At 66.0% G+C, this 13,029-nt stretch carries 8 protein-coding genes; 4 read left to right on the top strand and 4 right to left on the bottom strand.

The genetic code is table 11. The features are described 5' to 3' along the window. The first annotated feature begins 17 nt into the window (after positions 1-17). Positions 18-2,135: a glycogen debranching protein gene (locus CZ674_RS05420; RefSeq protein WP_234988447.1), complete on the top strand. Its 2,118-nt coding sequence runs from the start codon at positions 18-20 to the stop codon at positions 2,133-2,135. On the opposite strand, the gene glgP is transcribed toward CZ674_RS05420, so the two are convergent. Further along, a complete protein-coding gene (gene glgP, locus CZ674_RS05415) occupies positions 2,136-4,676 on the bottom strand; it encodes an alpha-glucan family phosphorylase (RefSeq protein ID WP_086991510.1) in 2,541 nt (846 codons plus the stop codon). 58 nt (positions 4,677-4,734) lie between these two features. On the opposite strand from glgP, the gene CZ674_RS05410 reads away from it, so the two are divergent. Together CZ674_RS05410 and glgB are read left to right on the top strand one after the other, a co-directional pair. After that, entirely contained in the window at positions 4,735-6,729 is a 1,995-nt protein-coding gene (locus tag CZ674_RS05410) for an alpha-1,4-glucan--maltose-1-phosphate maltosyltransferase (RefSeq protein ID WP_234988446.1), read from the top strand. Next, positions 6,716-8,860, top strand: coding sequence for a 1,4-alpha-glucan branching protein GlgB (gene glgB, locus CZ674_RS05405; protein ID WP_086991509.1), 2,145 nt, complete (start codon positions 6,716-6,718; stop codon positions 8,858-8,860). Before CZ674_RS05410 ends, glgB begins: the two co-directional genes overlap by 14 nt. Here glgB and CZ674_RS05400 read toward each other — a convergent pair. Genes CZ674_RS05400 through CZ674_RS05390 form a run of 3 tightly spaced genes read right to left on the bottom strand, consistent with a single transcriptional unit; the run spans position 8,854 to position 11,664 of the window. After that, positions 8,854-9,768: a tetratricopeptide repeat protein gene (locus tag CZ674_RS05400; RefSeq protein ID WP_086991508.1), complete on the bottom strand. Its 915-nt coding sequence runs from the start codon at positions 9,766-9,768 to the stop codon at positions 8,854-8,856. The two genes, glgB and CZ674_RS05400, sit on opposite strands and share 7 nt — an antisense overlap. Beyond that, the gene (locus CZ674_RS05395) at positions 9,768-10,856 is read right to left on the bottom strand and encodes a hypothetical protein (protein ID WP_086991507.1); all 1,089 of its coding nucleotides are present in this window, start codon (positions 10,854-10,856) and stop codon (positions 9,768-9,770) included. The genes CZ674_RS05400 and CZ674_RS05395 overlap by 1 nt, the downstream gene beginning before the upstream one ends. Continuing rightward, on the bottom strand, positions 10,849-11,664 hold the full coding sequence (locus CZ674_RS05390; protein WP_143244655.1) for a hypothetical protein: 816 nt from the start codon (positions 11,662-11,664) through the stop codon (positions 10,849-10,851). The genes CZ674_RS05395 and CZ674_RS05390 overlap by 8 nt, the downstream gene beginning before the upstream one ends. Before the next feature lie 169 nt (positions 11,665-11,833). Here CZ674_RS05390 and CZ674_RS05385 point away from each other — a divergent pair, with 169 nt between their 5' ends. After that, positions 11,834-12,901: an AI-2E family transporter gene (locus CZ674_RS05385; protein WP_086991505.1), complete on the top strand. Its 1,068-nt coding sequence runs from the start codon at positions 11,834-11,836 to the stop codon at positions 12,899-12,901. Positions 12,902-13,029 lie beyond the last annotated feature (128 nt).

The raw sequence follows: 13,029 nt of genomic DNA, 5'->3' as shown, positions 1-13,029 counted from the left end.
CATCTACGATAGTTGCCGTGAGAGAACTCGGCATGCACCCGTCTGATGGCGGAAGGACTCTGTCGGTCTGGAGCGGCAGCGCCACCGGCATGGAGCTTCGGCTCTTCGACCCGAGCGACCCCGACTGGCTCATCGACCGGGTGCCGATGGAGCGCGACGACGACGGCGTCTGGACCGTGGAGTCTGATCGCCTCGACATCGGCGTGCCCTACGCGCTGGGCGTCTCAGGCCCCGAGGGGCCGCAGCATCGCTTCGAGCCGGAGCGCAACGCTCTCGCGCCCTATGCGAAGGGCATCGTGCGCACGCGCCGCGGCGAGTACCGGGCGACCGTCATCGACCGCTCGTTCGACTGGGCTGGTGTCTCGCGCCCCGAGATCGCACTGGATCGAGAAGTCGTCTACGAAGTGCATGCCAAGGGCTTCTCGAAGCTGAACCACGCGATTCCGGCACATCTGCGCGGCACCTACGCCGGCCTCGCCCACCCCGAGTCGATCGCGTATCTGCAGAGCCTCGGCGTGACGACGGTGCAGCTGCTGCCCGTGCACCAGTTCGTCTCGGAGCAGCGACTGCTGCGCCAGGGACGCGTCAACTACTGGGGCTACAACACACTCGGCTTCTTCACGCCGCACAACCTCTACGCTTCCCGCGATGCGCAGTTCGACACGACCGGCGGCGTGCTGCGCGAGTTCAAGGGCATGGTGCGCCTGCTGCACGAAGCGGGCATCAAGGTCTATCTCGATGTCGTCTACAACCACACCAGCGAAGAGGGCATCGGCGGGCACGCCACGAGCCTGAGGCTGATCGACAACGCGAACTACTACCGGCAGACCGATGACGGACAGTACATCGACACCACCGGCGTCGGCAACACCGTCAACACCGCGACTCCTGCCGCTGAGCAGCTGGTGATCGACTCGTTGCGCTACTGGGCGAATGAGGTGCAGATCGACGGCTTCCGGTTCGACCTCGCCGCCTCGCTCGGCCGTGATGCCGCCCACGAGTTCACCCCTGAGCACCCACTGCTGCAGCGAATCGCCGACGACGACCAGCTCTCTGGCATCCGCATGATCGCCGAGCCATGGGACGTCGGGATGGGCGGCTGGCAGACCGGCAGCTTCCCCGAGGGCTTCTCTGAGTGGAACGACCGATATCGCGACACGCTTCGCGACTTCTGGCTCACCGACTCGCGAGAGCTAGACCACGGCCGCACCGCGAACACCAGCACCGGAGCATTCGCCCACGCTGTCTCGGGCAGCGCCGGAGTCTTCTCGGCAGACCGCGGGCCCCTCGCCCAGGTCAGCTTCGTGACGGCCCATGACGGATTCACGCTCGCAGACCTCGCATCCTTCGACGCGAAGCACAACGAGGGCAACGGCGAGCAGAACGCCGACGGCAGCGACAACAACCGCTCGTACAATCACGGCGCCGAGGGGCAGACCGACGACGAGCACATACGCTTCCGGCGACGCAAGGCGATGCGCAACCTCATGGCTTCGATGCTGACGTCTGCCGGCATCCCGATGCTGACCGCCGGCGATGAGTGGGGCCGCACGCAGCGAGGCAACAACAACGCCTACAACCAGGACTCAGCGCTCACGTGGCTGCTGTGGGATCGCAAGGAGTGGCAGCAGCAGATGCTCGAGAGCACGAAGCGGCTGCTCGCCATCCGTCGCGCATCCGCCGCCCTGCGACCGATCGAGTTCGGCGAAGAGGGCAAGCAGCTGGCGCATTCCAGCCAGATCATCTGGTGCGATGCCTCCGGCGAGCACATGTCGCAGGAGCGCTGGGAGGATCACGGCGACCGAACCGTGCAGTACCTCGTGTCGAGCACGCCGATCGACGAGCCCTTCGCTCGCACACTCGTGATCACGCACGCGGATGCGCACGATCGCGATGTCACGCTGCCTTCCGGAGACGGGATGACCGAGTTCGCGCTGGTCTTCGACTCTGCGCTCGACGTGCATGAAGACGCGGTCCGGCTGCCCGGCGAGACCGTGCAGATGACCGAGATGAGCGTGCACATCTATGAGGTCCGGCACGCACCCGATGTCACGCGAAAGGCCGACGCGGTCAATGACCGCACCGACTCGCCTCCGTCGCCGCCCGCGCCGACTCCGTTCGGCACCGTCGGCTGACTACGCCTCGGCGTAGGCGACCAGGCCGAGCTCGGCTGCGCTGGCCAGACCCTCGTGCGAGGGAACAGCCCGAACCGTGTACCCGTATGTTCCGGCTTCGCGCAGGTCGACACTCGCCGAGAACACCGTCTCGCCTCCAGCGTCGTCTGCATCCGGGCGCAGCTCGACCACGCGAGCCACGCTGATGTCGCCTTCCTCGCTCACCGGCCCGGCGATCAGCTCGAGTCGCAGGTCGCTCGACCGCAGCGACCCGAGCTGCACTCTGACTCGAACGCCGATCGCATCGCCGACAGCCGGAACCCGGTCGACTCCCCCGGCCTCGATGCGCCCGATCGAGAGCGAGCTCCAGTCGCGCATGACGCGCTGGCGCCAGTCTGTGAGCTGGCGAGCGAGCTTCGCGCTATCGGCAGACGCCGCACGCACGGCCTTCGCGGCCGGAACGTAGAGCTGCTCGACGTACTCGGCCAGCATCCGCTCTGCCGAGAGCTCGCCGCTCATCGAGCTCAGCGTGTGCCGCACGCGGTCGAGCCAGGCACGAGGAATGCCCGCGCCGTCACGCTCGTAGAACAGCGGCGCGACCTCGTGCTCGAGCAGCTCGTACAAGGCCGCTGCCTCGAGATCGTCGCGCTCCTGCGGGTTCAGGTGCGCACTTGCCGACGGAATTGCCCATCCGTTCTGCCCGTCGAAGTACTCGTCCCACCAGCCGTCGAGGATCGAGAGGTTCAGCACGCCGTTGAGCGCCGCCTTCATGCCGCTCGTGCCGCACGCCTCCATCGGCCGCAGGGGGTTGTTGAGCCACACGTCGCAGCCGGGATACAGCGTCTTCGCCATCGCGATGTCGTAGTTCTCGAGAAAGACGATGCGACCGCGCACCTCGGGGTCGTCCGCAAATTGCACCACGCGCTGGATGAGCGCCTTGCCCTCGTCGTCGGCCGGGTGAGACTTGCCCGCGATCACGATCTGCATCGGCCGCTCGGGGTCAGTCAGCAGCCGCTTCAGCCGCTCTGGATCGTGCAGCATCAGCGTCAGCCGCTTGTAGGTCGCCCCGCGCCTTGCGAATCCGATCGTGAGCGCATCCGGGTCGAGCACCGAACCTGCCCACGCTGGAGCCACGCCGTCATTGCGCTCGTGCCGGCGAACCGTGCGCATGCGCGCCTCTTCGACCAGGTGCCGGCGCATGGTGCCGCGCACAGCCCACAGCGTGTCATCAGAGAGGGACTCGGATGCCCAGTCGGCCTGCGAGGCGTCTTCGGCTCCCAGCACCTCGGCGGCCAGCTGCTTCATCGGCACGGCAGTCCAGGTCGGAGCGTGCACGCCGTTGGTGACAGAGGCAATGGGCACCTCGTCGGCGTCGAAGCCGCTCCAGAGGTCTGCGAACATGCCGCGCGCGACACTGCCGTGCAGCTTCGAGACGCCGTTGGCGCGCTGCGCAAGCGAGAAGCCCAGGTGCGCCATGTTGAACATCGACTCGTCGGACTCAGCGCCGAGTGTGAGCACCTGGTCTGCGCTGACCCCCGGGGTGAGATCTGCCGAGAAGTGCTCGCGCACCATGTCGACGGCGAATCTGTCGATTCCGGCAGGCACCGGCGTGTGCACCGTGAACACCGTGCCAGCCCTGACCAGCGTCACGGCTTCGTCGAAGGTCATGCCCTGCGCGATCAGCCTCGAGACGCGCTCGACGCCCAGGAACCCGGCGTGCCCCTCATTCGAGTGGAACACCTCGGGCATCGTCGACCCGGTGATGTCGGCGTGCTTCTGCAGGGCCCGCACGCCGCCGATGCCCAGCAGCAGCTCTTGGCGAAGCCTGTGCTCGCCGGCGCCTCCGTAGAGGCGGTCGGTCACATGCCGCAGATCTGCGTCATTCTCGCGGATGTTCGAGTCGAGCAGCAGCAGCGGCACCCGTCCGACAGTCGCTTGCCAGATGCGTGCGCGCAGAGATCTGCCGTCGGGCATGGCCAGCACGATCTGCGCCATGCGGCCGTCGTGCTCGCGCAGGATCGTCAGCGGCAGGGCGTCGGGGTCGTGCACCGGATACTGCTCGTTCTGCCAGCCGTCACGCGAGATCCGCTGCTGGAAGTAGCCGTTCTGATAGAACAGGCCGACGCCGACCACAGGAATCCCCATGTCGCTCGCGGTCTTCAGGTGATCGCCGGCGAGGATGCCGAGGCCGCCCGAGTACTGCGGCAGTGCGCTGGTGATGCCGAACTCGGGCGAGAAGTAGCCGATTCCCGTCGGAGGCCGATCGAGCGACTGATACCACCTGGCCTGGGCGAGATAGTCGTCGAGGTCGCGCGACAGCGCATCAACGCGTGCGACGAACTCGGGGTCGTCGGCGAGCTCTTCGAGTCGCTCGGTGCCGATCCAGCCCAGCAGCTGCACCGGGTCGTGACCGGTCTCGCGCCAGCCTTCGACCGAGAGGTCGCGGAACAGCTCGCGCGTGGGCTGGTGCCACGACCATCGGAGGTTCGTGGCAAGCGTCTCGAGAGACGCCAGTCGTTCGGGAAGCGTGGTGCGGACGGTGAGTTTGCGGATCGCCTTCACGGTGCAAGCCTAGGCGAAACACGTGCTCATCGGCATCCGTCCCGGTAGCGTTGAGTCCGTGGACGCTTCACTGCATGCTCATACCGGCCGGATCCCCATCGACGACCTGACGCCGAGCGTGCCTGGGGGCCGCTTTCCGGCCAAGGCCGTCGTCTCAGAAGTCGTGCCGTTCGAGGCCACGGTCTTCAGAGAAGGGCACGACGCACTCGGCGTCGAGCTGTCGCTGACCTCGCCTTCTGGTGCGGTCAGCAAGCACCGCATGACGCTGGTGGCGCCGGGAACAGACAGATTCCGCGTCGACGTCCAGGTGCGCGAGACGGGCCTCTGGACCTGGAGGGTCATCGCCTTCAGCGACGAGTGGGCCACCTGGATGCACAATGCCGAGATCAAGATCGGTGCCGGCATCGACGTCGAGCTCATGTTCGAGACCGGGGCGCGGCTGCTCGAGCGAGCCCGTGCCGATGCTGCATCGATCGCCGCGCTGCGAGACCAGACCGCCTCCCCCGCCGACCGCTGGGCACTCGTGAGCAGCGACCGCGTGCAGGAGCAGGCAGCTGCGAACCCGCCGATCGATCTCGAGACCGAATCCGAGACGCAGCGGCTCCTGGTGGAGCGCACCCGCGCCGGGGTCGGCGCCTGGTACGAGTTCTTCCCGAGGTCAGAAGGCGCTGTCAAGACCAATGCGGGCTGGCAGTCAGGCACGTTCGCCACTGCGGCGGAGCGCCTTCCTGCCGTCAAGGCCATGGGCTTCGACGTCGTGTATCTGCCGCCGATTCATCCCATCGGACGCACGAATCGCAAGGGGCCGAACAACACCCTGCACGCCGCATCCGGAGACCCGGGCAGCCCATGGGCGATCGGTGCTGCAGAGGGCGGCCACGACGCCGTGCACCCCGACCTCGGCACAGAAGACGACTTCGCGCGCTTCGTGCAAGCGGCAGAGGCGCTGGGCCTCGAGATCGCACTCGACCTCGCGTTGCAGGCATCGCCTGACCACCCGTGGGTCAGACAGCACCCGGAATGGTTCACGACACTGCCAGACGGCACGATCGCGTACGCCGAGAATCCGCCGAAGAAGTACCAGGACATCTATCCGATCAACTTCGACAACGCTCCCGAGTCGCTTGCCGCTGAGGTGCTGCGCATCGTCGAGAAGTGGATCGCGCTGGGTGTGCAGATCTTCAGGGTCGACAATCCGCACACCAAGCCGGTCTGGTTCTGGGAGTGGCTCATTCGCGAAGTGACGGCCAAGCACCCCCACGTGGTCTTCCTGGCCGAGGCATTCACGCGCCCGGCGATGATGCAGACACTCGGCAAGGTCGGGTTCCAGCAGTCGTACACCTACTTCACGTGGCGCAACACGAAGGAGGAGCTCGAGCAGTACCTCCAGGAGGTCTCGGGTCGCCAGGCCGACTGGTTCCGGCCGAACTTCTGGGTGAACACGCCCGACATCCTCACGGAGTACCTGCAGTTCGGCGGCCGCGCCGCGTACAAGATCCGTGCGGCAGTCGCCGCGACTGCGTCGCCCTCATGGGGCATGTATGCGGGCTACGAGCTCATGGAGAATGTCGCGAGGCCGGGCTCTGAAGAGAACATCGACAACGAGAAGTACGAGTACAAGCAGCGCGACTGGGCGGGGGTCGAGGGCACAGACGCAACACTTGCCCCCTACATCACCAGGCTCGGACGCATCCGTGCCGCGCATCCGTCGATCGCACAGCTGCGCTCCACTGTCGTGCACGACTCCGACGATGACGCGATCCTCGTCTACTCGAAGCACATCGAGGGGCGCTTCACCGAGAGCGGGCTCGACGACACGATCATCGTGGTCGCCAACGTCGACCCACACTCGGGGCGCCAGACGACCATTCACCTCGACATGCACGCGCTCGGAATGGCCGATGCAGACCGATTCATCGCCCACGATCTCATCACGGGCGAGCGCTGGGAGTGGGGCCGCGACAACTTCGTGCTGCTCGACGCCTACAGAGAGCCTGTGCACATCGTGCACGTTCTTCCGATCACGACTGGAGCACCCGATGCACGCAGCTGACCTCGAGCGCCTGGCAGCCGGTGCCGACCCGGAGCCGCACGCGTTCCTCGGCGCCCATGAGCTCGGACGCGAGACTGCTGTTCGCGCTGTGCGGCATCTGGCCGAATCCGTCAGCGTTCTCGACGAGGCCGGAGACAGCCATGTCGCCGAGCACCTCGGTCACGGGGTCTGGCAGGCGCTGCTGCCGGCTCGCCCGAAGAGCTACCGCGTGCTCACGGTCTACTCCGACGGAAGCACCTGGGAGGCCGACGACCCGTATCGGTTCACGCCGGCTGTCGGCGAGCTCGCACTGCACCTCTGGCGCGAGGGGCGTCTTGAGGAGGCGTGGAACGAGCTGGGAGCACGCGTGCTCGAGCACGAGGGCGTGGCCGGCACGCGGTTCACCGTGTGGGCGCCCAACGCCCATGCTGTTCGCGTCAAGGGTTCGTTCAACGACTGGAACGGCGTGCTGCATCCGATGCGCACGATGGGTTCGAGCGGCGTCTGGGAGCTCTTCGTGCCCGCTGTTGCCGCAGGCACGCTCTACAAGTTCGAGCTGCTCACTGACGAGGGCTGGACAGATCGGGCCGACCCCTTCGCCAGGCGAACCGAGGTGCCGCCCTCGACAGCGTCGGTCGTCGACGAATCGGCACACGAATGGGGCGACGACGAGTGGATGCGCGGCCGCGCAGCGACAAACCCGCACGAGTCTGCGATGTCGGTGTACGAGGTGCACCTCGGCTCGTGGCGCGAGGGACTCGGCTACGCGACGATCGCCGACGAGCTGATCGCGCATCTCGACGAGACCGGCTTCACGCACGTCGAGTTCATGCCGCTTGCCGAGCACCCGTACGGGCCGTCGTGGGGCTACCAGGTGACCGGCTACTACGCGCCGACGGCCAGATGGGGCTCGCCCGACGAGCTGAAGGAGCTGATCGACCGGCTGCACCGGGCTGGCTACGGCGTGCTGCTCGACTGGGTCCCCGCGCATTTTCCGAAGGATGCTTGGGCACTTGCACGCTTCGACGGCACGCACCTGTTCGAGCACCCGGATCCGAACCGCGGCGAGCACCCCGACTGGGGAACCCTGATCTTCGACTACGGCCGGCGCGAAGTCCGCAACTTCCTCGTCGCCAACGCCCTGTACTGGCTCGAGGAGTTTCACATCGACGGCCTGCGCGTCGACGCCGTCGCATCCATGCTGTACCTCGACTACTCACGCGAAGACGGCCAGTGGACCCCGAACCAGCACGGCGGCCGCGAGAACCTCGAGGCCATCGACTTCCTCAAGGAGGCCACTGCGACGGCCTACCGTCGCAACCCCGGCTCCATCATGATCGCGGAGGAGTCGACGTCGTTCCCCGGCGTCACCCATCCCACCTCAGGCGGCGGGCTCGGGTTCGGCGCAAAGTGGAACATGGGATGGATGCACGACTCGCTGCAGTACATGGAGCGCGACCCCATGCACAGGTCGCACCACCACGGTGAGATCACGTTCTCGTTCCTCTACGCGTTCAGCGAGAACTACATGCTGCCGATCAGCCACGACGAGGTCGTGCACGGCAAGGGGTCGCTGGTCTCGAAGATGCCCGGCGACCACTGGCAGAAGCTCGCGAACACCCGCGGCTACCTGACATTCATGTGGGCGCACCCCGGCAAGCAGCTGCTCTTCATGGGCCAGGAGTTCGGGCAGATGAGCGAATGGAGCGAGGCACGCGGACTGGACTGGTGGATGCTCGATCAGCCTTCGCACGCAGGGCTGCAGAGACTCGTCGCCTCGCTGAACCGCATCTACCGCGACACTCCGGCGCTCTGGGCACGCGACAACGATCCAGGCGGGTTCTCTTGGATCGACGGCGGCAACGTCAGCGACAGCCTGATCGCGTTCATCCGTCACGACCACGACGGAGGGTCTGTCGCCTGCGTGCACAACTTCTCAGGCGTGCCCATCGAGGGCTACCGGCTGCGCCTGCCGCATGCGGGCACTTGGCTCGAGCTGCTCAACTCGGACGCCGAGGAGTTCGGCGGATCCGGCGTCGGCAATCTCGGCCGCGTCGAAGCGATCGAAGGCGACCACGGCGCCGTTGCGACCATCCGCGTCCCGCCCTTCGGCGGGCTGATGCTCAAGCCGGCTGCACCGGCCGATCAGTAGAGCAGCAGCGTCAGGCGACGGCGGGCGGCGTTGACGCGAGCGTCGTCGTTGCCGACGATCTCGAACAGCTCGAGGAGGCGTGAGCGAACTGCGTCCTTCTGGTCGCCGGCGCCCGGGAAGAGGTCGAGCAGCCTGCCGAATGCATCGTCGACATGGCCGCCTGACAGATCGAGGTCTGCCACCAGCATCTGCTTCTCGAGGTCGTCAGGAGCGGCAGCGCCTTCCGCGCGGATGTCGTCGAGGGACTTGCCCTGCAGCCGCTGCAGCAGCCTCACCTGAGCTCGGCCCGCTGATGCGTCGGAGTCGCCCGGGTTCTCCTGCAGCGCCTTGTCATAGGCCTGGCCGGCGGCATCGAAGTCTCCTGCCTGCAGCGCGTCGTAGGCCTTCTGGTGCAGCGGAGGAAGCGGCTTCTCCGTCTCTTCCTCGCTCTGCTCGACGTGGGCGTCATCAGTCGGAAGGCGACCGGTGATGCCCTCCTGAGCGGCGATCTGCAGCACCTGGTCGAACACGGCCTTGATCTGCTCCTTGGGCTGATCGCCGGCGAAGAGCGGAGCCGGACGGCCACCGATCAGCGCAACGACGGTCGGAACGCTCTGCGCCTGAAACGCCTGCTGCAGCTGCGGGTTGCTGTCGGCGTCGACCTTGGCCAGCACGAGCTGACCGGCGTACGACTCGACGAGCTCTTCGAGCACCGGAGAGAGCTGCTGCGACTGCACCGCACGAGCAGACCAGAGGTCGACGATCACCGGAACGCGCGTCGACAGCTCGACCACCTGCTGGAAGTCAGCCTCGGTGGCGTCGATCACCAGCTTCGAGCGTGTGCCCGATGCGCCCTGCTCAGGCTTTGGCTTGCCAAGGCCCGAGAGGTCGACTGCTCCTGCGATTCCCGAAGGAAGCTGTTCACTCATCAACCGATCTCCTCTGCTTTCACGATTGCCGCGTTGTATCCGAGCATCTCGATCTGACCAGGCTCCTCGCCATCGCGAGGCGCCGGCGGAACATAGACGAGCACCTGGTACTCGTCGACGCGCCTGATGTCGGATTCGATCTTCTCCTCGCCTCCGAGCAGCGCTCGCATGCCGCTGCGCGAATCCGAGAGGGTCACCGAGACGCCGTCTTCTGTGAGCTCGAACTCCGTGCTCTCAGTGAACGAGCCGGCCACAAGTGCGCCGCCGTCCTTCGTGCTGAAGGAGATCACAGGAGAGCTGCCCCTGTCATTCGAGAATTCGAAGTCGATCAGCTCGAAGTCCTTGTTGTCGACGTAGTTCTTCTGCTTGTGCTCGTAGCCCAGGCCTTCGCGAAGCTCATCGGGCTCAGCAGCGAAGGCGCCGTAATGATCCGCCTTCTCCCCCGTCGTCATGATGTCTGCATATGCGCCCGGAACCTGACTCGGAGGCAGCATCGTCAGGCTGGAGTCACCCGCGATCACGGGTGCTCCGACCTGGCTGGCGGCAAGCTCCGGCAGCTGGATGCCCACCTGGAGATACACCTGGTAGACCAGCTTGAAGTCACTGCGAGCGCTCACCTGCTCGAAGATCAGCGCCTGAGGCACCTGGCTCTCGTCCTGCCATCCGACAACCGCGAGCACGTGACGCGGCCATGACTCGTTCTGCTGCGGCAGCACGAGCTGCACTTCGCCGTCGGGGATGCCGCTGGCCGGCTCGACGCTGTCGTCTTCAGCGAGCGCCTCGTAATTGGCGCCGCGCGTCTCGAGCACGCTGCCGCCGACACGAGCCTCGAGCACAGAGGTGTCGCGCTCCTCATCGGCCTGCGCGATGGTGGCACGCGTCTCTTCGAGGACACGCTCGAACTGGCTCACGGTGATCGACGGCTTGGGAAGCGTCTCTTCGAGTGTCGAAGGAGACGGTGATGCTCCGGGGCTCGCCGAAGGCTCTTCCTCGCTGCTCGGCCAGTACTCGGGGCCGCACGCGACGAGCGAGACTGAGAGCAGCACCGCAGAGGTCGCGACGACCAGGGAACGGAATCGCTTACGCATTCTCATCGTCCTCCTTGTTCTTGCTGTCGTCTGTTGTCTCGGAGCTCTGTGCGTCTTCAGGGGCGGAAGGTTCGGCTTCGGGTGCGGGGGGTTCGTCAGCGGATGCGGACTCCGGCGAAGGCTCGGGCTCAGCACCGCGGATGGCGAGCGGAGCCTTGCCCTTCGCAATGGCTCGGCGATCGGAGCGTGTGAGCTCCTTGGCCGTGGCTCGCTGCGGGCCTCGCTTGCGGCGGTGGTTGGCCAGGCCGAGAGCCAGGAACAGCACGGCGAAGAACAGCAGCACGAAGCCTGCCGTGATGAATGGGCCGAACAGCGGGTACTTGGCCGCGTTGGGCCAGATGACCTGGACGTCGCTCGGTGCGGCGGAGACGCCGTCGCCGATGACGAGGACCGATGTTCCGTTCGGCAGATCCATCGGGATCTCGAGCGAGCCCTCGCCCTCGTGGAAGTCCTGCCAGAGGTCGTTCTCGAACGATTCGGGGAGCTCAGCCGAACCCTCCTCCACGACTTCGGTGCTGACCTCAGCACCCGACTGCGCGGTGGCAACCGTGTAGGGGGTCTCGCCGAGCCAGCCGACGAGATCGTGCGTCCGGCCGACGATCACAGTGATCGGGCCGTCGCTCTCGACCTGCAGCGTCTCGGCGCCCTCGTGGTATGTCAGCACAGAGGTGTCGACCAGCAGCGCAGGCGTGGTCACCTGCTCTTCAACCTGCTGCACGAGGGTGTCAGGCGGCGACCAGATGGTGCGCTGCGCAATGCCCAGTGCGAAGAACGCAATTGCCAGCACAAGGCTGATTGCAGAAAGCACGTATCGCAAAAGTCTCCATATCCCTTCAACGGTGGCAAGCCGGGCGCGGAAACCCCGAGCCGCGGCACGCCACGCGTCCAGCTTGCAGTGTTCCAGGGTACCGTAGGGTGTCAATCCGCGACCACCTGCGGCCGCGACTCATCGTCAGTTCACAATGTTGGGAACCCGCGTGAAGATCAAGAATGCGTTCCAGATCGGCTTGCTCGGCGGCCTCGGTGTGCTGCTGGCGATTGTCATCGGCACCGCAGTTCTGCAGATCCAGACGATTCTCCTGTACGCGTTCGCAGCGATCTTCATCGCGCTCGGCCTCGAGCCGGCAGTGCAGTTCCTCATGCGAAGGGGCTTTCCGCGCTGGGCCGCCCTCCTCACCCTCATGGTTGTGGTGATCGGAGCCCTCACCGGCGCGATGCTGATCATCATCCCGGTGATCGTCGGCCAGTTCACCGAACTCGTGAAGGGCATCGTCGCAAACATTCAGCACGGTGCCCTCGACGACGCCAAGACCTGGGTGCAGGACGTGTTTCCGGCCCTCGACGTCGACGGGATGATCGAGACGGTCGTCGTGACATTTGGCGCACCAGAGACCTGGACCGAGCTGCCGCCGTGGCTCGCGGGCATCGTCCAGGGTGTGTTCGGCACCGTCGAGCAGGTCGTGATCGCAGCGGGCGGCATCTTCATCGTCATGGTGCTGATGCTCTTCTTCGTCGTCTCGCTCCCGGCCATGAAAGCCGGCATGTACAAGCTCGTGCCGATCTCGAGCCGCACCAAGTTCATCTCGATCTCCGAGCAGATCATGGCGTCCGTCGGTCGATTCGTGATGGGCCAGTTCTTCCTGGGCCTCACGAACGGCGTCCTGACGTTCGTGCTGCTGTCGATCCTGCGCAACGAGCTCGCCGCGGTCTACGCGTTCCTGGCATTCTTCGCCTCCATGATTCCGCTCGTGGGCACCCTGTCGGCCTCCGTCGTCATCACGGGACTCGTCGCACTGCTCGATGATCCCCAGAAGGCGCTGTGGGTCGCCGGCTACTACCTGATCTACATGCAGGTCGAGGCGTACGGCATCAGCCCCCAGGTGATGAAGCGCGCTGTCAAGGTGCCGCCCGTGGCGGTCGTGCTCGCAGCGCTCATCGGCGGCACGCTGCTCGGCATACTCGGTGCCCTCGTCGCAGTGCCTCTGGCAGCGGCGATTCAGCTGATCGTCCGCGAGGTGGTCATCCCACGCCAAGAGGCCCGCTGAGGCGGGTGCTCCTGACGGAGGGATCAAGAGGCCTGCCAGCACCTGGTGTGCCAGTGGCGACGCTCTGAGATGGCGGCCTCGTCGCCCAAGATCGAGTCGGCACGCCACGCGACGAGATGCGCTGTGCC

The sequence above is a fragment of the Agrococcus casei LMG 22410 genome (assembly GCF_900163565.1).
Taxonomy (GTDB): Bacteria; Actinomycetota; Actinomycetes; order Actinomycetales; family Microbacteriaceae; genus Agrococcus; species Agrococcus casei.
This window is presented reverse-complemented; position numbering and strand designations above follow the sequence as displayed.